The sequence below is a fragment of the Bradyrhizobium sp. FW305-F6 genome (assembly GCF_058782905.1).
In genome coordinates, this window is record NZ_JBYSYD010000004.1 from 1 (window position 1) to 21018 (window position 21018).

A 21018-nucleotide genomic window follows, 5' to 3' on the forward strand; every position below is an offset into this window, starting at 1 on the left:
GCTATACCTCTCCCCTTCGGGGAGAGGTCGGCTGCGAAGCAGCCGGGTGAGGGGGATGGAGAGGTTCAAGTCGAGAGCGCGACGGCTCCGCGAATCGCAGACGAGCGCCGAAGCGAAGCTTTGGCAGGCGTTGCGCAACCGGCAGCTCGCCCGCTGGAAGTTTCGTCGCCAGCATCCGATCGACCGGTTTGTTGTCGATTTCGTGACGCTAGATGGGAAGCTCATCATTGAAGTCGACGGCGTGACGCATTCCAGCCCGTCCGAGATCGAACGTGACGAAGCGAGGACCAAGGTGCTTGAGTCCTGCGGCTTCTTGGTCCTGCGCGTTTCGAACACCGATGTGTACGACAATCTTGAAGGCGTTCTCGAACTCGTCCGGAGATCACTGACGTTCGAGTGAGCGGACAGCCCCCTCACCCGGCTGCTGCGCAGCCGACCTCTCCCCGACGGGGAGAGGTGAAGAGAGTGCGATACCCGCCTCACTTGCTCTTGCCCCTCAGGATGTCGCCGACCTGCGGGACGTCCTTGTCGCCGCGGCCGGAGAGGTTGACGACCATCAGGTGATCCCGTGGCCGTTTCGGCGCGAGCTCCATCACCTTGGCGATGGCATGCGCGGGCTCGAGCGCGGGGATGATGCCCTCTAACTTCGACAGCAGCTGGAACGCGGCGAGCGCCTCGTCGTCGGTCGCGGAGAGATAGTTCACGCGGCCGACGTCGTGCAGCCAGGAATGCTCGGGGCCGATGCCGGGATAATCGAGACCCGCCGAGATCGAATGCGCGTCCTGGATCTGGCCGTCGGCATCCATCAGCAGATACGTGCGGTTGCCATGCAGCACGCCAGGACGGCCGCCTGCGAGCGAGGCCGCATGCAGCTGCGTCAGGCCATGGCCGGCGGCTTCGACGCCAAAAATCTCGACGGAGGGGTCGTCAAGGAAAGGATGAAACAGGCCCATCGCGTTGGAGCCGCCGCCGATGCAGGCGACCAGCGAATCCGGCAAGCGGCCTTCGATCTCCTGCATCTGCGCCTTGGTCTCGTTGCCGATGATCGACTGGAAGTCGCGGACCAGGGTCGGATAGGGATGCGGGCCCGCCACCGTGCCGATGCAATAGAACGTGTTGTGCACGTTGGTGACCCAGTCGCGCAGCGCCTCGTTCATGGCGTCCTTGAGCGTGCGTGTGCCCGACTGCACCGGGACCACTGTCGCGCCCAGCATCTCCATGCGGATCACGTTGGGCTGCTGCCGCTCGACGTCGACCGCGCCCATATAGACCACGCATTCGAGACCGAAGCGCGCGCACAGCGTCGCGGTGGCGACACCGTGCTGGCCCGCGCCGGTCTCGGCGATGATGCGCTTCTTGCCCATGCGCCGCGCCAGCATGATCTGGCCGAGCACGTTGTTCACCTTGTGCGAACCGGTGTGATTGAGCTCCTCGCGCTTCAGGTAGATTTTTGCGCCGCCGAGATGCTCGCTGAGGCGTTCGGCGAAATAGAGCGGGGAGGGGCGGCCGACATAGTTCTTGAGATAGCCGTTCATCTCCCCCTGGAACGCTGGATCGGCCTTGGCTTCGGTGTAGGCCTTCTCCAGTTCGAGGATCAGCGGCATCAGCGTTTCGGCGACGAAGCGGCCGCCGAAAATGCCGAAATGGCCGCGGTCATCGGGGCCACTGCGATAGGAGTTTGGTTTGGCGATGTTCATCGTACGCTCGACTGTTGGGTGGCGCGCGCGGCGCGGATGAAGGCCTTGATCATCTCGGGGGCCTTGACGCCGGGCGCGCTCTCGACGCCCGAGGACACATCGACGCCGCCGGCGCGGGTGAGGCGAAGGGCCTCGGCGAGGTTATCGGCGTGCAGCCCGCCCGAGACCATGTAAGGCAGTTTCAGGTCCAGATTCTCCAGGAGATGCCAGTCGAACGGCTCGCCCAAGCCCCCGGGCCGCGTCGCATCTTTCGGCGCACGCGCATCGAACAGGATGCGGTCGGCGACCGCGGCATAGCCAGGCAGTACGGAGAGATCGGCGGCTGTTGCAACCGGCACCACCTTCATCACGGCACGGCCGAAGCGTTGCTTGATGTCGCGCAGCCGCGCCACGCTCTCCTTGCCATGGAGCTGGAAAATGTCCGGCGCCAGTGCGTCCATGATGTTGTCGAGCGTGGCGTCATCAGCGTCGACGGTGAGCGCCACCTTGAGCGCGCGCCCCTTCACCTGGCGGCCGAGATCACGGCCGAGTTCCAGGGAGAGATGCCGCGGCGACGGCGGAAAAAACACGAACCCCACCATGTCGGCCCCCGCCTCGAGCGCCGTTTCAAGCGTCTCGCGCGTGGACAGGCCACAGATTTTGACGAGCAGGGACATGGTTCCAAAGCGAATGGAGGCCGCGAGCATCCGCGGCCGGAAAACGGGGTTCTCGGTCGGGCCGCTTCTACAACGTCGCGCGCTGCTTGTCTCGCCCGATGGGCCCATACAGCCCCATCCCGGAGGGAACGGGAAGGCGCCGGGATTCAGGGTTCGCTGCCGCCGCCTGGGCCCGCAGATCGGCCAGTTCGGTCCTGGCGGCCCTTGCCTCGGCATCGTTCCGGCGTGCCGCGCGTCGCCAGCGCCGCTGGCCGAACCAGACGGCACTGCCGCCCACGACGACCCCGACGGCCGCGACCAGGATCAGCAGCAGGAACAACGGCAGCGTGAGCGACAGCGACGGATCTTCTGCAATGAAGGGGTCGAAGGAGACCGTGACGAAATGCCGGTTGGCGACGGCAAACGCCACCAGGATCACGCCCAGCGGAAGCACGATCAGCGCGGTCAGGAACTTTCGCATCGCGATCGCTCGTCTTGAATCAAGCTGGCTGCCGCATCATGCGGCCGTTCGGTTAAGCCCGGACGTTCAATCGGCCGCGCCGGGATCCGGATGGTCGCGGTTCAGCCGCTCGCGCATTTCCTTGCCGGTCTTGAAGAACGGAACGCTCTTCTGATCGACAGGCACATGGGCGCCGGTGCGTGGATTGCGCCCTGCGCGTGCGGGACGATGCTTGACCGAGAAGGCACCGAAGCCACGCAGCTCGACGCGGTCACCGCGTGCAAGTGCCGCTACGATCTCTTCGAGAATCGCATTCACAATGTTCTCGACATCCCGCTGGTACAGATGCGGGTTGTGCTCGGCGATACGCTGAACAAGTTCGGATTTGATCATCGAGAGATAGGACCCGGGAGCGTGCGGATGACCATTTCCGTGAAAATACCTTGATCTGTCAAGACGCTAAATCAAGGTCGAACGCCGTGAAAATGCGTGACAAATGCCGAAAAAGCAGGCTGAGCCGGCACGCGTCAAACGGGAAAAGCTTTCGGGACTCGCCTGCTTCCGGTCAGTTTGACGCAGCCGGCTGCCACAGGGCCAGCATTCCATCCATTCCGAGCCGGTCGACCGCCTGCGCGACGCCGGTTTGCCCGATTTGATGTGCAATGCTGCTCAAACCGAGCGCTTCCAGCGTCACGGAAGCGGCGGTCTTGAGGAACGGCAGATCGCCAAAGCGCGGTTGAAGCTTGTAGTCGCGTACCGGCAGGCCCTTCCTGACGCCCTTGTGCTCGACCAGCCAGGTCACGGCCGTCTTCTCGTCGCCGATCTGGTCGATCAGCTTGAGCTCGATCGCCTGACGCCCAGTGAAGACGCGGCCATCAGCGACTTTTTCGAGCAGCGTGTCATCCATGCCACGCCGCTCCTTCACCATGCCCTTGAACCACGCATAGGAATCCTTCACCAGCGCGTCGAGCGCGGCGCGCGCCTCTGGGCTGGTCGGCTCGAAACCGTTGGGCGCGGCCTTCAGCGGCGAGGATTTTACCTCCTCGACCTTGACGCCGATGGTCTTCAGCAGCTCCGAAACGTTGGGATATTGGAACAGTACGCCGATCGAGCCGACCAGCGAACTCTGCTGGGCGACGATATGGTCGCTCGCGATCGCCGTGATGTAGCCCCCGGAGGCGGCAAGGCCTTCGACCACGACGACCAGCGGCTTCTTTGCCTTCAGCCGAACCAGCGAATCGTAGAGCTGTTCGGAGCCCGCGGTGGTGCCGCCCGGCGAGTTGATATGGACGATGACGGCGGCGGCCTGCGAGTTCTCCAGCCGCTCGAGCGCCTGCGTGCGATCGGAATCGCTGCGGATCAATCCCTCGATATGAACGCGCGCGATCGAGCCGGCCGACGCGAAAGTACCACGCGCACCCGGCGTCGCGATCAGCGCAAAGCTCGCAATCGCCGCGATCGCGATCAGCGCGGCCATCACACGCCAGAACGTCAGCTTGCGGCGAATCCTGCGGCGATCGACGATGATGTCCGAATCGAGCGACATCGAGATATCTCCAAATGAAAGATCAGGCGCGTTGTACCGTTACAACATGACCAACGACGTATCTGGATACATCAATTGCGGCGCAATTTGAAGAAATGAAGGCTGGGGCGGGCATGGGCCGGCCGCACATCCGCTGTCGTGATCGCTAGCGGCCGGTGGAGCCGAATCCGCCTGAGCCGCGGTCGGTCGCCGACAAGACGGCCACCGGAACCAGCGCAGCCTGCACCACCGGCGCGATCACCATCTGGGCGATGCGTTCGCCGCGCTTGATCACGAACGGCGCCTGGCCGTGGTTGATCAGGATCACCTTGATCTCGCCGCGGTAGTCGGCGTCGATCGTGCCGGGCGAGTTCAGCACGGTGACCCCGTGCTTGGCCGCAAGCCCCGAGCGCGGACGCACCTGCGCCTCGTGCGCCGGAGGCAATGCGATCGCAAGGCCCGTCGGCACCAGCGCATATTGGCCGGGCGCGAGCGTCAGCGGCTCGTTCTCCGGCACGGCAGCCATCAGGTCGAGGCCGGCGGCCTCGGCGGTCTGGTAGGCCGGGAGCGGCAGGCCTTCGGCGTGGGCAAGGCGTTGCAGTTCGACGGTGACCTTCGTGCTCAAGATGCCGGCTCCCGGGATTTTTCGGTCACGCTTTTCGCGATATGCGCGACCAGTTCGATGGCGACCTGTTCCTTGGTCATCACCGGCCAGGAATCAACCGCAATCTCGCCGTCCTTCGCACCGTTCTTGCGACTGAGCAGGTGGACCGTGTTGCGATCGCCGCCCATGACGCCGGTCGCGGGGGAGACGTCGTTGGCGACGATCCAGTCGCAGCCCTTGCGCGCGAATTTCGCCTTGGCGTTGTCGATGAGGTGCTCGGTCTCGGCGGCAAAGCCGATCACCAGCCTCGGGCGCTTGTCGCTCAGTTTGGAAATGGTGGCGAGGATGTCGGGGTTCTCGACCAATTGCAGCGGCGGCATGCCGGCCGACATCTTCTTCAGCTTCTGCTCGCCCTTATTGGCGACGCGCCAGTCGGCGACCGCGGCGGCGAAGATCGCGACGTCGACGGGAAGCGCCGCCTGCACCTGCTCCAGCATCTGCCGCGCCGATTCGACGTGCTTCACGGTCACGCCGGCGGGATCGTCGAGATCGACCGGACCGCTCACCAGGATGACCTCGGCGCCGGCGGCCTGCGCGGCGGCGGCAATGGCAAAGCCCTGCTTGCCGGAGGAGCGGTTGGCGATATAGCGCACCGGGTCGATCGGCTCGTGCGTGGGACCTGCGGTGATCAGCACGCGCTTACCGGCGAGCGGCTTCGGCACCGGCGGCCGGAGCAGCCGCTCGGCGGCATTGGCGATCTCGATGGCTTCCGACATGCGGCCCGTTCCGGCTTCGCCGGCTTCGGCCATCTCGCCCGCATTCGGGCCGATCAGCACCACGCCGTCGCGCTGGAGCTGGGCGACGTTGCGGCGGGTCGCCGCGTTGCTCCACATCAGCGGATTCATCGCCGGTGCCAGCAGCACCTTGCGGTTGGTCGCGAGCAGGATCGCGCTGGCGAGATCGTCGGCGTGGCCGTTCGCCATCTTCGCCATCAGGTCGGCGGTCGCCGGCGCCACCACGATCAGGTCGCACTCCCGCGCCAGCCGAATATGGCCGGCGTCGAACTCGCTCTGCGGGTCGAACAGGTCGGTATAGACGCGCTCATGCGACAGCGCGCTCGCGGCCAGCGGCGTGACGAATTGCTGGGCCGCCTTGGTCAGCACGCAGCGCACCTCGATGCGGCGCTCCTTCAGCCGCCGGATCAGGTCGAGCGACTTGTAGGCCGCGATCCCGCCGCCGATGATCAGGGTGACGCTGGCCTCGGGAACCGCGCCGGTGCGCTGCGGCGCCGGTGTGGCGGACGGGGCAGGCGGCAGCGCAAACGGCGTCAACGGCTCCTCGCGGCCCTCGATCAGCTCGCGCAGGATGACCCGGACTTCTTCCTCGACCGACCTGCGGTTTTTGGCCGAGCGCAGCCGCAGATAGGTTTTCACGGTGTCGTCGAGCTTGCGGATGGTCAGGCTTGCCACGGCGCCCCTCCAGCACGGAATGATAGCGATGATATCATTCGTATGATTGCAATGCAATCAAGTCTAAGCGATTAGAGATTCCGGACCGCGATCAGGATGCCGATGAAGGTCGCAGCGATGATCCAGAGCGCCACGGTGCGCCAACGGTTCTTGCGGCCCTCGCTCCGCCCCATCGCGGCGATGCTCTCCGGCGACAGCCTGATGCCCTCACGCGTCATGGTCTCGAGCTGCTCGAGCACCTTGACCGACCGCTCGGCGATCTCCGGCAGGCGCATCAAGACCCGCGCGATGTCCCCGGTTCCGGCGAGGGCGCCTTGCACCCGGCCCAGGGGGCCGAGATTGCGTTCGATCCATTCGCGTACCACGGGGTCGGCGATCTTCCAGATGTCGAGCTTGGGATCGAAGCCGCGCGCCACGCCCTCGACCACGACCATGGTCTTCTGCAGCAGGATCAGCTCGGGCCGCGTCGTCATGTCGAACAGGCCGGTAACCTCGAGCAGCAGCGTCAGGAGCCGCGCCATCGAGATCTCTTCCGCGGTGCGGTTGTGGATCGGCTCGCCGATGGCACGGATGGCTTGCGCGAAATTTTCGACCGAATGATGCGCGGGCACATAGCCCGCCTCGAAATGCACCTCGGCGACGCGGCGATAGTCGCGGGTGATGAAGCCGAGCAGGATCTCGGCGAGGAAGCGCCGCTCCTTCATGCCCAATCGGCCCATGATGCCGAAATCGACCGCGACGAGGCGGCCGGCGTCATCGAGGAACAGGTTGCCCGGATGCATGTCGGCGTGGAAGAAGCCGTCGCGCAGCGCGTGGCGCAGGAAGCTCTGGATCACCTTGCGGCCGAGGTCGGGCAGGTCGACCTGCGACTCAGCAAGGCGCTTGTGGTCGTTCAGCGCGATGCCGTCGATCCACTCCATCGTCAGCACGTTGTGCGTGGTGCGGTCCCAGTCGACGGCGGGCACCCGGAAGTCAGGATCGTCGCGCGTGTTCTCCGCCATCTCCGACAGCGCGGCGGCCTCCAACCGCAGGTCCATCTCCATCGCGACCGAGCGCGACATGGTGTTGATGACCTCGATCAGGCGCAGCCGCCGCGCCTCGGCCGAATAGGCCTCGGCCTTGTGCGCGACGTAGAAGAAATCGGAGAGGTCGCGGCGGAAGCGGGCGGCCACGTTGGGCCTCAGCACCTTGATGGCGACGGACCTGCGGATGCCGTCGTGGAGCACCTCGCCGCGATGCACCTGCGCGATCGAGGCGGCCGCGACCGGCGGGCCGAAGCTCGCGAAGATATCGGTCAGTGGCCGATCGAGGGAGGTCGTGATCGCAGCTTCCGCCTCGGCTTGCGAGAACGGCGGCAGGCGGTCTTGAAGGCTTTCGAGGTCGCGCGCCATGATGACGCCGACCACGTCCGGGCGCGTCGCCAGGAACTGCCCGAGCTTGAGATAGGCCGGGCCCATTCGGGTCAGCGCGCGCGAGATCCGCGGGCCGTGCTTGACGCCGCGGCGCTCAATGATGCGCGCCAGCTTTAGGGCGAGTTGTCCCGGCGGCGGCACCAGGCTCGGATCGACCGAACCGAACACGCCCTCGCGCGCAAACACGAAGGCGGCGCGGATCAGGCGCGCAATGTGGGTGACGGCAGAGATCACAAACGCCAGCCCGAATGCAGCGCGACGATACCGCCGGAGAGCGTCTGCCAGCCGACCCGGGCAAAGCCGGCGTCGCGGATCATGTCGGCGAAGACCGCTGGCTTTGGGAACTTGCGGATCGATTCCACGAGATATTGGTAGGATTCGGCGTCGCCCGTGACCATGCGCCCGAGCGGCGGAATCACCTTGAACGAAAACAGATCATAGAGCTTGTCGAGCCCGGGCATCTCGACGGTGGAGAACTCCAGGCACAGGAAGCGGCTGCCGGGCCTCAGCACGCGATAGGCCTCACGCAGCGCCAGGTCGATCCGCGGCACGTTGCGGATGCCGAAGGCGATCGTATAGGCGTCGAAGCTACGGTCGGCGAAGCCAAGCGCTTCGGCATTGCCCTCGACGAAGTCGACGCGGGTGTCGATATGCCGCTTGGCGGCGCGCTCGCGGCCGACAGCGAGCATGTCGGAATTGATGTCGCAGACGGTGGCATGGAAGCCGGGGCCGGCCGCCTTCGCGGCGCGGAACGCGATGTCCCCGGTGCCGCCGGCAACGTCCAGCAACGCGAACGGCCGCTCGCTCCTCGGCGGGTCGAGCGCCGTGATCATGATGTCCTTCCAGACCCGGTGCAGGCCAGCGGACATCAGATCGTTCATCAGATCATAGCGCGAGGCCACGCTGTGAAACACGTCGTTCACCAGCGTCTGCTTGTCCCCCAGGGGAACATCCCTGAAGCCAAAATGCGTGGTTTCGCCCGGCCGATCCATTACTCTACTCCGCGAGGCGGACCATAGCCTGCCCGCCGCAATGGCGCTATCACACCGCCCTCATAAGGTGAATGCCCGATCATGCCTGAATTGCCCGAAGTCGAGACCGTCCGTCGCGGCCTTCAGCCCGTCATGGAGGGTGCGAAGATCCTGGTCGCGGAGGCCCGCCGCCCGGATCTGCGCTTCCCGTTCCAGCCCGACTTCGTGGCCCGGCTCAAGGGGCAGGTCGTCACGGGCCTCGGCCGCCGCGCAAAATATCTCATGGCCGACCTCGCCTCCGGCGACGTGCTCTTGATGCATCTGGGCATGTCGGGCTCGTTCCGCGTCATCAAGCCGGACAACGGCGTGCAGCCCGGCGAGTTTCATTATCCCAGGGGCAAGGACTCCGCGCACGACCATGTGCTGTTTCGGATGTCGTCCGGCGCGGACATCGTCTTCAACGACCCGCGCCGCTTCGGCTACATGAAGGTGATCGCGCGCCATGCGCTCGATGAAGAGCCGCTGCTGCGCGGCCTTGGCCCGGAGCCGCTGGGCAACGAATTCGACGCCGCGATGCTGGCGCGATCCTGCGCCGGCAAGACCACGAGCCTGAAGGCGGCGCTGCTTGACCAGCGCGTGGTGGCGGGGCTCGGCAACATCTATGTCTGCGAGGCGCTGCACCGCTCGCATTTGTCGCCGCGCCGGATCGCAGCAACGCTATGCACCAGGAAGGGCGAGCCTACGGACCATGCCAAGCGCTTGGTCGGCGCGATCCACACCGTGCTGAACGACGCCATCAAGGCCGGGGGCTCCAGCCTGCGTGACCATCGCCAGACCTCGGGTGAGCTCGGCTATTTCCAGCACTCGTTCAAGGTTTATGACCGCGAAGGCGAGAAATGCACGACCCCGCGCTGTGGCGGTACGGTGAAGCGCTTCACGCAGAACGGCCGCTCGACCTTCTGGTGCCCGCAATGTCAGAAATAGATGCGCATGCAGACGCCGCAGCTTGAAACCGAACGGTTGATCCTGCGTCCGCTCGCGCTATCCGACGTGCCGGCGATCCAGCGGTATTTCGACAATTGGAACATCATCCGGCACCTCTCCACCGTCGTGCCCTGGCCGTATCCCGCCGATGGCGCGGAGACCTTCGTCAGGATCCAGCTCGACAAGATCATGGCTGGCGACGAGATCCACCTCTGGGTGCTGGTGCTGAAGGGCGGCGACGGCGAGGCGATCGGAAACATTCATCTGCGGCCTCGCGCGCAGGGTTTGAAAGGCAATCGCGGCTTCTGGCTCGCCGAGCCCTATTGGCGGCGCGGATTGATGACGGAAGCCATCGGCGTGGTGAACGATTTTGCCTTCCTCACGCTCGGCCTCGATCATTTCTACGTCTGCAACGCGGCCACCAACGATGCCTCGCGCCGGGTCAAGCAGAAGACCGGCGCGGAGTTCGTCGGCTTCATCGAGCTTGCCCATCACGGCGGGCAGACGAAATCCGAGAAATGGATCGTGCGGCGCGAGGCCTGGCTAAGGGACCGGCCGCGAGACCTGTGGTCAGCTAGAGCGGGATTGGGCGCGGTCGAGGGCATTTTTCGCCGAACGGCCGTTTCGGCCGACGACTCAAATGCTTGCGCGGCCTCACCTCGCTGCAAGAGCGCCGAGCGGTTCTACTGTGCATGGGGTTGTTTTCGAGATTTTGAGTGCAGCATCCGCCTTCCTCAAACGCGAGGCGAAGCAATCCGGCCGGGCTGGTGGCCGGACTGCTTCGTCGCTTGGGCTCGTTCACCGGATGGCGAAGAGCCCGTCTGTCGTCCGAGCGATGCCCCGCTCAGGACGCCAGAGTCGGGATCTCGTCCGCCGCGTGTTCGGCGGCGATATGCAGCACGCCGTTCGCGGCCGAGATGACCTGGTCGATGAGCACATTGGTCGTGGCTTCGAGCTCGAGCCGAGTCTCGATCCAGCGCCAGAGGCCGCGGATCTCGTCCGCCGACTTGCCGTTCGGCGCGAATTCGCTCACCGCAAGACCGTTCGCGAGCGAGTCCTGATGGTCGTTGCGCATCACGATCAAGGGGCGCGCGAGCACCCCTGTGAGATCGAGCGCGGCCTCCTCGGCGAGCGCGCCCGCGGCGTTGTCGATGCGCTGGCCGCGAATCGGCGTCTGGTTCAGCACGAAGCCGTAGGGCCGCTTCCAGGCGCGCGCGACGCTGAGCGTGGACACGGTCGCCTCGATGTCGGCAACGCTCGGGCGGGCCGGGATCAGGCAGAGATCGCAATGGCGGATCGCGGCGGTCGTGGCGGCGGACAAGCCGGCCGCGGTGTCGACGATCGCGAGCTGCAGGCCGCTGTCGGCCAGCATCTTCAGGCGCGGCTCGATGTCGGCGGCATGGTAGATCGGCTCGACGACCACGTCGTCATTGTTTCGGCGGCGCTGCCAGCTGGAGAGGGTGCCCTGCGGGTCGGTCTCGATCAGGCGGACGGTGAAGCCGGCCTGCTTGGCCGCCAGCGCGAGGCCGATGGCGAGCGTGCTCTTGCCGCTGCCGCCCTTTTGGGTGGCCAGTACGATCGTGTGCATTGAGGATCAATCCTTTGGAGTGCCTGGGGTCTTGGGTAACGCCACGCGAACGTGCATCGCTTCTCGATGCTGAGCTCTTCTCGCTCAGGACGTGCCTTGCCCGATCCACAGGGACCGCGGATGTCCGAATCAACCAGAGCAATGGTGGCAGAATTGGGAATGTCAGCTAATCCGTACCAATACTGGACCCGTAATCCTGCGTATGATGTGGTTGCCGCGTGAACAAGAAGGGCAAGCGGCATGGGCGGAAACTGGCGCGACCGGACGGCGACCACTTTTGAATGCCAGAAGATGCCGGCGGTCTCGAGCCGCGGCATGGTGGTCAGCAACCATCCCCTGGCCTCCAGCGCCGGCGCCGAGATGCTGGCCGCCGGCGGCAACGCCATCGATGCCGCGATCGCCACCTTGTTTACGCTGACGGTGGTCGAGCCGATGATGGTCGGCATCATCGGCGGCGGCATGGCACACATTCGGTTGGCCGACGGCAGCCATCGCATCATCGACGGCCAGAGTACCGTACCCTCGGCCGTTCGTGACACCACCTACACCTCCAAGCCCGGCTCGGCGCACGACGTGTTCGACACCGTCGGCGACGAGAATCTCAACGGACCGAAGGCGGTTGCCACGCCGGGCTCGCTGAAGGCCTGGTGCGAGACGTTGCGCCGGTTCGGCACCATGAGCCTCGCCGACGTCCTGCAACCCGCCATCAAGCACGCTGCGCGCGGCTATGCGGCGACGCCCTATCTGCGCGAATGCATCAGCGAGAGCGCTGTCGAGATGCGTAAGGACGAGCCGATTTCGGCGATCTACTTGCCGGGCGGTGAGCCGCTCAAGGTCGGCGAGCGCGTGGTGCAGGCCGAATATGCCGAGACCTTGAGCCATATCGCCGAGCACGGCGAGACCGCGCTGTACGAAGGGCCGCTCGGCGACATCCTGGTCGACTACATGGAGAAGACCGGCGGCTTTATCCGTCGCAATGATCTCGCCGGCTACAAGACCGTCGAGCGGCAGCCGATCCGGGCCGATTATCGTGGCTGGACCATCTTGGGCCCGCCGCCGCCGGCTGCCTCCGGCGTCCATATCGCGCAGATGCTGAACATCCTGGAAGGCTACGACATCGGCGGCCTCGGCTTCGGTACGCCTGAAACGATTCATTACCTTGCCGAGGTCCTGAAGATTGCCTTTGCCGACCGCGCGGCCGCAAGCGGCGATCCTGATTATGTCGGCGTGCCCGTGGAGAAGCTGACCTCGAAAGCCTATGCCGAGGAGCGCCGCCGCGCCATCGATCCGGCGCGGGCGCAGATTTGGAGTGCCGGCGTGTCGCCGCTCGAAGGCGCGCATACCACGCACATGACGGCGGCGGATAGCTTCGGGAACGTGATTGCGACCACGCAGACCATCAACAGTCTGTTCGGCGCCAAGATCATGGTCCCGGGCTTGGGAGCCATTGCCAACAACTACATGAATTTATTCGATCCGCGTCCGGGCCACGCGCTGTCGCTGGCGCCGGGCAAGCGTGTCACCACCTCGATGTCGCCGATGATGGCGCTGAATGGGGGCAAGCTGCGCTATGCGCTCGGCTTGCCCGGAGGCAAGCGCATCTTCCCGAGCGCGATGCAGGCCCTGGTCAATTTGATCGACCACGGCATGAGCCTGCAGGAGGCCGTCGAGGCGCCGAGGGTCTGGACCGAGGGCAATGCGCTCGAGGTCGAGCAGACGGTGCCAGAGAGCGTGCGTTCGAGGCTCGCGGCGCTTGGCCACGAGGTCCAGTCCGTTCCGACCGTCGCCGGCGGCATGAACGGGATCGCCTTCGACGACGACGGCACGATGACCGGTGCCGCCTGCTGGCGCGCCGATGGTACGCCGATCGGCATTTCGGGAGGCCTTGCGAAAAGCGGGATCAGGTTCAGGCTCGCCTGACGGCTCTCATTTCTGTACGCCGCTGCCCGCGAGATCCGCGGCAGCGCGCGCAACCAGGTCGGTGGCGCTCGCATTGGTCTGCAGCGATCGGACCTTGACGTCGATCGTGATCAGCTTCCATTCGCCCTCAGACATGGCGTAATCCAGCGCGTAGCTCAGCCGTGATGGCGTCGTATCGAAATGGCCGCGCAACAACAGCGCGCCGTTGTCGCCGATCCTGGGCCCTTCCGTCGACACGATCGGCATCCCGGCAACGGCGTCGATATGATGTCCGGCAAAGGTCGCAAATGCCTGCTTCAGCGTGGCGGCTGAAAATCGCTCGCGAAACGGTCTCGCCATCTTCGCATGGAGGACATCGTAGTTGCCGGTGAGGTTGGCGTCGTTGAGCGTCAGCAGCGCCACCTTCACCATCACTTCCTCTACCTTCGGCGTCGGCAGTGCCGGCGATTGGGCCCAAGCCGAAAAGCTCAGCAGCGCGGTCGCTGCCGCCGCGGAAGAAGAGATAAGACGGCGCAACATGCTACTTCCGCACGCAGATCACGCGCACGACGCCGGCTTTGGCATCGGTTGATGTGCCGTTCGCCGTCACCTGCTTGGATTTCAGGAAATCGCGCACCGCATCTGCCGACACCATAACGGCCTGAGAGGCCGGGACCGAGGTCGCAGGACCCGCCACCATTGCCGCCTTCAGCAGTACAAGGCCGGCGAACTTGCCGTCGGCGTCAACGGCGGGACTGCCGGAGAAGCCGACCGGCGGCGGCGGAGACAGTGCGGAATCGCCCGAGGCGCCTGGTGCCAGCGTCGCCTTGATGCTCGACACGCCGGCGGCGCCGCCCTGGCTTTGCGGATCGGCGATGCCGATGACGTCGACATTCGTCTTTGCTGCACCGCCGGCGAGGCTGAGCGGCTTCAGTCCGCGGGCGCCGTAGATGTGCAGCAGCGCGAGATCGCGCTGCTTGTCTTCCGCGAGCCGGTCGGCACTGCCATGGCCTGCGATCGTGATCGCAAGGCAGCCATCGGTGACGAGGCGGTCGGTGACGATCGCACCGTCGTCGCTGACGACGATGCCGGTGCCGTATTCGACGGTCCTGCGCGGCGGCGGCCCGGCAAGCGGTCCCGACGGGAACGCATTGAACGCGCTCGACATCGCGATCACCACCGGCTCGACAATGTTCTCGGTGGCCTGGTCGTAGAGGATCGTCATGGTGCGGACCTCGTCACCTTTGAAGGTGCCGCGGACGTAGAATTTCTTCAGGCCCTGCAAGCCCGACAGCACGAAGAAGTCGGGCTTCACCACGGTATAATCGACCTTGCGCCCGGAGGGCTCTTTCTCGAGCTCGGCGAGTTTTGCCGAGGTCGGGTTCGCCTCCTTGCGGCGGCTGAGAACCACCTGCACCGTGCCGGTCGGCGAGGTCCATTTCGAGCCGTTGGCGTCGCTTGCCTGCTGCGGCAGCAGCTTGCCGGGGATGCCGAGCCGGGCGCCGCTGGTCGGCTCCGTCACGATCTTCCAGCCGACGCTCTCCTGCTTCTTTCGCGCCGTTTCGGCGAGCGCGGCACGCTCCTGCGGATTGAGCACGCCGGTCGGCTTGCCGCCCTTGGCCTTCTGGTACTCCTTGATGGCGTTGACCATGCGCTCGCTGACGTCGCCGGTGATGGCGCCGTTGTATTGGCCGACCCAAGCGAGGTCGGATTGCAGCGCCAGCCGCTCCGCTTTGGCCATGGCATCGGCCGTCGCCGACGGCGTCTGCATCGCGGGAGGCTGGATGGGGACGGTCTGAACCGCTTTCGGCTTGGTGCCGGGGACCTGTGGCGCCGTCATCTGGGCGTTCGCGCCTGTAGCGGCCGCAAACATCAGTGTTGCCGCAAGCATCGATCTCATGACAAATCCAGCCAGCCCATTGAACGCAGTGTCATTGAAGCACATCTCGTTGGTCGCGAACAATGTTGCGGTGGTTCAGGTTTGACAGAGCCGCGAACTCAAATCCTCATCCTGAGGAGCGGCCTCAAGGCCGCGTCTCGAAGGATGGCCAAGGGCGAGATCGGGGCCTTCATGGTTCGAGATGCGCGTTCCGCGCTCCTCACCATGAGGAGTGAGAGGAATGTAGGACGATGCTGAGCCCGGACGAACTCGAACGCTATGCCCGCCATATCGTGCTGCGCGATGTCGGCGGGCCGGGCCAGGCCGCGCTGAAGCGGGCCTCCGTGCTGGTGATCGGCGCCGGTGGGCTCGGCGCGCCGGCACTGATGTACCTGGCCGCAGCCGGCGTCGGCACGCTCGGCGTGGTCGACGACGACGTGGTGTCGCTGTCCAACCTGCAGCGCCAGGTGATCCACACCACGCCCGACATCGGCCGGCACAAGGTTGAGAGCGCGGCCGAGCGGATCGCCGCGCTCAATCCGCATGTCCGCTTCGTCGGCCATGCCACCTGGCTCAACGCCGACAATGCGCTCGGCCTGATCGGCGATTACGACCTCGTGCTCGACGGCTCCGATAACTTCGCGACGCGCTATCTCGTCTCCGACGCGTGCTTCTTCGCCAAGAGGCCGCTGATTACCGCGGCGCTCGGCACCTTCGACGGCTCGCTCACCACCATCCGCGCGCACGAGACCAACGAAGCCGGCGAGTTCAATCCGACCTATCGCTGCCTGTTTCCGGAAGCGCCGCCGCCCGGCACCGTGCCGGCCTGTGCCGAGGCCGGCGTCATGGGCGCGCTGGCCGGCGTGCTCGGTTCGATGATGGCGTTGGAAGCAATCCGCGAGATCGTCGGCTTCGGCGACGGCCTCGTCGGCCGCCTCCTGATGATCGATGCGCGCGCGATGCGCTTCGAGACGTTGCGTTACGCCCGCGATCCCGCCAATCCACTCAACGGCGACGGGCCTGTGGTTGCCGATCTCAGCGCCCATCGCAGTTGATTGCCGCGGTTACGCCGTCGCCGGCTTTTCGCTGTCGAGATGCGCCATCTGCTCGGCTGCGTAACGCGTGCCGGCCGCGACATTGGGCGGAAATGCCTTGGCCAGCGCAGCGAGATGCACCGGTGTCAGCGTCACCTTCGTTGCGCCGAGCGCTTCGCTGAGGCGGTTGCGGGTGCGGGCGCCAACCAGCGGCACGATCGCGTTATCCTGTGCAGCGACCCAGGCGATCGCAACCTGTGCCGGCGTTGCGTCGATCTCGTTCGCGATTGCGCGCAGCTGCTCCACCAGCGCGAGATTGGTGTCGAGGTTCGCGCCCTGGAAACGCGGTGTCATCAGCCGGTAGTCACGGCCGGCCTTGCCTGAGTCCTTCGACCAGTGGCCGCTGATCAGGCCGCGCGCCAGCACCCCGTACGCGGTGATGCCAATGCCGAGCTCGCGGCAGGTCTTCAGGATATCGCGTTCGATGCCGCGCTCGATCAGCGAATATTCGATCTGAAGATCAGCAATCGGATGCACCGCATGGGCGCGGCGGATGGTGTCGGAGCCGACCTCGGACAGGCCGATATGCCTGACATAGCCGGCCTTCACGAGATCGGCGAGGCCGCCGATCGTCTCCTCGATCGGCACGTTGGGATCGAGTCGCGCGGGACGGTAGATGTCGACATAGTCGGTGCCGAGGCGCTGCAGCGAATAGGCGAGGAAGTTCTTTGTCGCGGCGGGCCTCGTGTCGATTCCGGCGAATTCACCGGCGGGGCCGCGCAGCGCGCCGTACTTCACGCTGAGCTGCACCTTTTCGCGCGGCATGTCGTTCAGCGCTTCCCGCAACAGCATCTCGTTGTGCCCCATGGCGTAGAAATCGCCGGTGTCGAGCAGGGTGATGCCGCCGTCGAGCGCCGCATGCACCGTGGCGATGGCCTCGCCGCGGTCGGCGGGGCCGTAGACCTCCGACATGCCCATGCAGCCGAGGCCGAATGCCGAAACGGTCGGGCCGGTTGAACCCAGTTTGCGCTGTTCCATGATCTTTATCCCTCGAAAAGGCGGCTGCGCCGCGTAACGAGGCCAGATATGAGCCGGAGCGATTGCGCCGATAAGCTGGACAATCCAGAATGCCTTGTTCACATTAGCGAACAATGGCCGAACCGGATTTGCGCGATCTTGATGTCTTCGTGGCGGTTGCCCGAACCCGGAATTTCCGTCGGGCAGCGGTCGAAATTCGCTCGTCCGTATCGAGCCTTAGCCAGCGGCTGCGGGACCTGGAGGAGCGGCTCGGCGTCCGCCTGATGAACCGCACGACCCGCAGCGTCGCGCTGACCGAGGCGGGCGAGCTGTTGCTCTCGCGCCTCGCCCCGGCACTGCGCGATGTCGGCGATGCCCTGGAGCAGGTCCGGGGGCTGCGTGAGGTCGCCTCGGGCCGCCTGCGCATCAATGCGCCGCCGCCCGCGGTCGATCTCGTGCTGGCGCCGCTGGCAGGGCCGTTCCTGACCCAACATCCGCATGTCGATCTCGACGTCGTGAGCGAAAGCGGGTTCGTCGATATCGTGAGCGGGGGGTACGATGCCGGCGTGCGTTATGGCGAGCATCTGGCGCAGGACATGGTGGCGATTCCGCTGAGCGGCCCGCAGCGCTATGTCGTGGTTGCTTCGCCCGGTTACATCGCGCGGCGCGGTAGGCCGAAGCATCCGAAGGACCTGCTCGACCACGATTGCATCCGCGCACGTTATTCGAGCGGCGTCATGCACGATCTGGAATTCGAGAGAGCCGGGCAGGTCGTGAAGGTCGATCCGCCGGCGAAGCTGATCTCCACCAATATGAACCTTGCGATGCGCGCCGCGCTCGACGGCGTGGGCATCTGGGCTACGCTCGACGGCTATGTCGGCGATGCCGTGAAGTCCGGCGCTCTGGTCAGCCTGATGGAGGATTGGTGCGAGCCGTTTCCAGGCCCGTTCCTGTACTATCCAAGCCGGCGCCAGACGCCGCCGGCGCTGCGCGCGTTCATCGATTTCGTCGCGGATTGGCGCAAGCGCGAAGGGCGCGGGGAGTAAACCTCACAGCATGCTCGGCAGCACGCGATCCGGCGGCTTGTGGGCGTCGAGGAAGGTGCGGATGTTGATGATCACCTTCTCGCCCATCTCGACGCGGCCTTCGATCGTGGCCGAGCCCATATGCGGCAGCAGCGTGACCTTGCCGGCCTTGGCGAGCCGCACCAGCTTCGGGTTGACCGCGGGCTCGTGCTCGTAGACGTCGAGGCCGGCGCCGGCGATCTCGCCGCCTTCGATCAGCTTGATCAGCGTGTCCTCGTCGGTGACCTCGCCGCGCGCGGTGTTGACGATGTAGGCGTCCTTGCGGATCAGCTTCAGCCGCCGCGCCGAGAGCAGGTGATAGGTCGCCGGCGTGTGCGGACAATTCACCGAGATGATGTCCATCCGCGCCAGCATCTGGTCGAGGCTTTCCCAGTAGGTGGCCCCCAACTCCTCGGCAATCACGGGCGCGACGGGACGGCGGTTGTGATAGTGGATTTGCAGGCCGAAGGCACGGGCGCGGCGCGCCACCGCCTGGCCGATGCGGCCCATGCCGATGATGCCGAGACGTTTTCCTCCGATACGGTGGCCGAGCATCCAGGTCGGCGACCAGCCGGCCCACGGCTTGCCCTCGGTCAGGATCGAGGCGCCTTCGATCATCCGCCTGGGCACCGCGAGGATCAGCGCCATGGTCATGTCGGCGGTGTCTTCGGTCAGGACTTTCGGCGTGTTGGTGACGGTGATGCCGCGGGCATGGGCGGCTGCGACGTCGATATTGTCGACGCCATTGCCGAAATTGGCGATCAGGCGGAGCTTGCAGTCGGGCTGGTTGACGACATCGGCGCTGATGTGGTCGGTCACGGTCGGAACCAGCACGTCGGCGGTGCGCGCGGCTTCCGCGATCTGCTCGGGCGACATCGGCGTATCCTCGAGATTGATCCGCGCGTCGAACAATTCGCGCATCCGCGTCTCGATCGAATCCGGCAGCTTGCGCGTCACCACGACGAGGGGCTTCTTCTTCACCGACATGTCCTGCTCTCATGAGGCATGGCAAGCCGCCTCTGTCGCCAGAGGCTGGTCGTTGAGGCCTCATTAACCCGGTTGTTCGACACTGCCCTTGCCGTGTCCGTCCCCGGCGTTTCCTCCAAGCTCACCCGACATTTCCGGCCGGAAAATCGGGGCAAACCGGTTGCTCAAGTGCCCGTCCTCTCTATCAGAAGGCCGGGCCAAGACAAGAACCACGGCTCAGGGCTTGGAACCCGCGCGGGACGGGGCGAAGGGACAGGCGCGGCAGGGAGTTGGAATTTGGGGTGAGGACCCGGTTTGGCCGGGTCTTCGAAGGAGACGGGTTGATGGCGTTGGGGCGTTTTTGTGCGGTGATGGCGCTCGCTTGCAGCTGGCTGAGCGCCTCGGTCGACCCCTCGCATGCGGCGAAGGATAATACCGCGCAAAGCGCCAGCGGCTTGCCGGTGCCGCGCTATGTCAGCCTCAAATCGGATCATGTGAACGTCCGGGCCGGCCCGACCAAGGACAATGACGTCGCCTGGGTCTACACCCGCGCCGGCCTGCCCGTAGAGATCACCGCCGAGTTCGAGAACTGGCGCCGCGTGCGCGATTCCGAAGGCGCCGAGGGCTGGGTCTACCACTCGCTGCTCTCGGGCCGCCGCACGGCGGTCGTCACCATGAAGCACAAGGACGATCTCGCCCCGATCTATGATAGCCCCGATCCAGGCAGTGCGGTTGCGGCAAAGCTCCAGGCCGGCGTCGTGACCCAGGTCAAGAAATGCACCGCAAGCTGGTGCCGTGTCACGGGCAATGGCTTCGACGGCTGGATCCAGCAGGAGCGCCTGTGGGGCGTCTACGCCGACGAGCAGGTGAATTGACGCCGATAGGCGGAGGGCGCGCTCGCCGCGTCATGCCCGGGCTTGTCCCGGGCATCCACGGACTTTCGTGCCGAGCCCAAAAAGAGGATGGCCGGGACAAGCCCGGCCATGACGATCTCGATTCGATCTTAAGACGACCTCAGCGCTTCTTGCGCAGGCGCACGACCATGTCGATGCGGGAGATCTCGTAGCCGTCCGGCACCTCCGGCATCTTGGACAGCGCCAAATGCGGATCCTCGATGTCCACCAGCTCGTGGCTGTTCTCGAGATAGTAGTGATGGTGTGTCGTGACGTTGGTATCGAAATAGGTCTTGGTGCCGTCGACGCTGACCTGGCGGAGCAGGCCGGCATCGGTGAGCTGGTTCAGCGTGTTGTAGACCGTGGCCAGCGACACCGGAACCTTGGCGAGCGTCGCTTCCTCGTACAGCATTTCAGCCGTGAGGTGGCGTGCGCCCTTGCCGAACAGGAGCCAGCCCAGCGCCATGCGCTGCCGCGTCGGGCGCAGCCCCGCGGACTGGAGCATTTCGTTGACGTCGTGCCAGGGACAGCCGGTCAGGGCCGGCTGGCGGCCGGACAGGAGGGCCGCAGCGTGGGCTTCGTCGTCGATGTGGGACGCGCTATTTTCGTTCATTTCCAGATTTCGGGCACGCGTGAACAATATCTCTCTGCAATATAAGAACAGAAAGATGCAGATGCAAGTTTCTCGCAACTAGAGAGGTTCTAATCAGGCTTGGAACCGGGCGATCAGGCCGTCATTTTACCTTCACGAGAGCGCTTTGCCACCGAAATAGCCTGTGTTAGAGAGCGCGCGGTTTCGCTAGCCGATTTTGGCGCAGCCGGGCGTGGGGGCTTGGTGCGCAGCCCATCCGGGGTTCGCGCGAGTCTCCGGGAGAGACGGGCCCATTTTTCGGCAAGAACCCCCTCAAGCGGGATTGAACA

Annotated in this window: 22 protein-coding genes; 7 read left to right on the forward strand and 15 right to left on the reverse strand. The window is 65.3% G+C overall.

Annotated elements, in window-relative coordinates; all coding sequences use genetic code 11:
• Positions 1-400 (forward strand): endonuclease domain-containing protein (locus tag AC3WLX_RS24535; RefSeq protein WP_492337919.1); only part of this gene is annotated, 400 nt, incomplete at its 5' end.
• Between the two features lie 79 nt (positions 401-479).
• On the opposite strand, the gene trpB is transcribed toward AC3WLX_RS24535, so the two are convergent.
• From trpB to ubiE, 9 genes are all read right to left on the reverse strand, one after another.
• Positions 480-1697 carry a tryptophan synthase subunit beta gene (gene trpB / locus AC3WLX_RS24540; protein ID WP_492337920.1) on the reverse strand — a complete coding sequence of 406 codons (1218 nt, stop codon included), beginning with the start codon at positions 1695-1697 and terminating at the stop codon, positions 480-482.
• Positions 1694-2353 (reverse strand): phosphoribosylanthranilate isomerase, encoded by a 660-nt coding sequence (locus tag AC3WLX_RS24545; protein WP_492337921.1) that lies wholly within the window; start codon positions 2351-2353, stop codon positions 1694-1696. Before AC3WLX_RS24545 ends, trpB begins: the two co-directional genes overlap by 4 nt.
• A 67-nt stretch (positions 2354-2420) precedes the next feature.
• A complete protein-coding gene (locus tag AC3WLX_RS24550; RefSeq protein WP_492337922.1) occupies positions 2421-2813 on the reverse strand; it encodes a lipopolysaccharide assembly protein LapA domain-containing protein in 393 nt (130 codons plus the stop codon).
• Positions 2814-2879: 66 nt separating this feature from the next.
• Positions 2880-3185: an integration host factor subunit beta gene (locus tag AC3WLX_RS24555; protein ID WP_008539997.1), complete on the reverse strand. Its 306-nt coding sequence runs from the start codon at positions 3183-3185 to the stop codon at positions 2880-2882.
• Positions 3186-3357: 172 nt separating this feature from the next.
• Positions 3358-4338: a signal peptide peptidase SppA gene (gene sppA / locus AC3WLX_RS24560; RefSeq protein ID WP_492337923.1), complete on the reverse strand. Its 981-nt coding sequence runs from the start codon at positions 4336-4338 to the stop codon at positions 3358-3360.
• Positions 4339-4483: 145 nt separating this feature from the next.
• On the reverse strand, positions 4484-4942 hold the full coding sequence (gene dut, locus AC3WLX_RS24565) for a dUTP diphosphatase (protein ID WP_492337924.1): 459 nt from the start codon (positions 4940-4942) through the stop codon (positions 4484-4486).
• Positions 4939-6390: a bifunctional phosphopantothenoylcysteine decarboxylase/phosphopantothenate--cysteine ligase CoaBC gene (coaBC, locus tag AC3WLX_RS24570; protein ID WP_492337925.1), complete on the reverse strand. Its 1452-nt coding sequence runs from the start codon at positions 6388-6390 to the stop codon at positions 4939-4941. The genes dut and coaBC overlap by 4 nt, the downstream gene beginning before the upstream one ends.
• 71 nt (positions 6391-6461) lie before the next feature.
• Positions 6462-8036, reverse strand: coding sequence for a 2-polyprenylphenol 6-hydroxylase (ubiB, locus tag AC3WLX_RS24575; RefSeq protein WP_492337926.1), 1575 nt, complete (start codon positions 8034-8036; stop codon positions 6462-6464).
• Entirely contained in the window at positions 8033-8794 is a 762-nt protein-coding gene (ubiE, locus tag AC3WLX_RS24580; RefSeq protein ID WP_492337927.1) for a bifunctional demethylmenaquinone methyltransferase/2-methoxy-6-polyprenyl-1,4-benzoquinol methylase UbiE, read from the reverse strand. Before ubiE ends, ubiB begins: the two co-directional genes overlap by 4 nt.
• 81 nt (positions 8795-8875) lie before the next feature.
• Between ubiE and mutM the strand changes: the two genes are divergently transcribed.
• Complete coding sequence (mutM, locus tag AC3WLX_RS24585; protein WP_492337928.1) at positions 8876-9757, forward strand: bifunctional DNA-formamidopyrimidine glycosylase/DNA-(apurinic or apyrimidinic site) lyase; 882 nt, start codon at positions 8876-8878, stop codon at positions 9755-9757.
• 6 nt (positions 9758-9763) lie between these two features.
• Positions 9764-10678 carry a GNAT family N-acetyltransferase gene (locus AC3WLX_RS24590; RefSeq protein WP_492337929.1) on the forward strand — a complete coding sequence of 305 codons (915 nt, stop codon included), beginning with the start codon at positions 9764-9766 and terminating at the stop codon, positions 10676-10678.
• On the opposite strand, the gene AC3WLX_RS24595 is transcribed toward AC3WLX_RS24590, so the two are convergent.
• On the reverse strand, positions 10602-11345 hold the full coding sequence (locus AC3WLX_RS24595; RefSeq protein ID WP_492337930.1) for a nucleotide-binding protein: 744 nt from the start codon (positions 11343-11345) through the stop codon (positions 10602-10604). The genes AC3WLX_RS24590 and AC3WLX_RS24595 overlap by 77 nt on opposite strands.
• Before the next feature lie 240 nt (positions 11346-11585).
• Between AC3WLX_RS24595 and ggt the strand changes: the two genes are divergently transcribed.
• Positions 11586-13265: a gamma-glutamyltransferase gene (gene ggt / locus AC3WLX_RS24600; protein ID WP_492337931.1), complete on the forward strand. Its 1680-nt coding sequence runs from the start codon at positions 11586-11588 to the stop codon at positions 13263-13265.
• Between the two features lie 6 nt (positions 13266-13271).
• On the opposite strand, the gene AC3WLX_RS24605 is transcribed toward ggt, so the two are convergent.
• Entirely contained in the window at positions 13272-13667 is a 396-nt protein-coding gene (locus tag AC3WLX_RS24605; protein ID WP_492337932.1) for a hypothetical protein, read from the reverse strand.
• A 118-nt stretch (positions 13668-13785) separates the two neighbouring features.
• On the reverse strand, positions 13786-15144 hold the full coding sequence (locus tag AC3WLX_RS24610) for a serine protease (protein WP_492337933.1): 1359 nt from the start codon (positions 15142-15144) through the stop codon (positions 13786-13788).
• 230 nt (positions 15145-15374) lie between these two features.
• On the opposite strand from AC3WLX_RS24610, the gene AC3WLX_RS24615 reads away from it, so the two are divergent.
• Complete coding sequence (locus tag AC3WLX_RS24615; RefSeq protein ID WP_492337934.1) at positions 15375-16178, forward strand: HesA/MoeB/ThiF family protein; 804 nt, start codon at positions 15375-15377, stop codon at positions 16176-16178.
• A 9-nt stretch (positions 16179-16187) separates the two neighbouring features.
• Here the strand turns inward: AC3WLX_RS24615 and AC3WLX_RS24620 are convergent, their stop codons facing one another.
• Positions 16188-17195, reverse strand: a complete 1008-nt coding sequence (locus tag AC3WLX_RS24620) for an aldo/keto reductase (protein ID WP_492337935.1) — start codon at positions 17193-17195, stop codon at positions 16188-16190.
• A gap of 113 nt (positions 17196-17308) precedes the next feature.
• Here AC3WLX_RS24620 and AC3WLX_RS24625 point away from each other — a divergent pair, with 113 nt between their 5' ends.
• Complete coding sequence (locus AC3WLX_RS24625; RefSeq protein WP_492337936.1) at positions 17309-18220, forward strand: LysR family transcriptional regulator; 912 nt, start codon at positions 17309-17311, stop codon at positions 18218-18220.
• Positions 18221-18223: 3 nt separating this feature from the next.
• Here AC3WLX_RS24625 and AC3WLX_RS24630 read toward each other — a convergent pair whose 3' ends face one another.
• Entirely contained in the window at positions 18224-19225 is a 1002-nt protein-coding gene (locus AC3WLX_RS24630; RefSeq protein ID WP_061023436.1) for a 2-hydroxyacid dehydrogenase, read from the reverse strand.
• Between the two features lie 323 nt (positions 19226-19548).
• Between AC3WLX_RS24630 and AC3WLX_RS24635 the strand changes: the two genes are divergently transcribed.
• The gene (locus AC3WLX_RS24635; RefSeq protein WP_291620118.1) at positions 19549-20079 is read left to right on the forward strand and encodes an SH3 domain-containing protein; all 531 of its coding nucleotides are present in this window, start codon (positions 19549-19551) and stop codon (positions 20077-20079) included.
• Positions 20080-20218: 139 nt separating this feature from the next.
• Here the strand turns inward: AC3WLX_RS24635 and irrA are convergent, their stop codons facing one another.
• Positions 20219-20710 carry an iron response transcriptional regulator IrrA gene (irrA, locus tag AC3WLX_RS24640; RefSeq protein WP_291620120.1) on the reverse strand — a complete coding sequence of 164 codons (492 nt, stop codon included), beginning with the start codon at positions 20708-20710 and terminating at the stop codon, positions 20219-20221.
• Positions 20711-21018 lie beyond the last annotated feature (308 nt).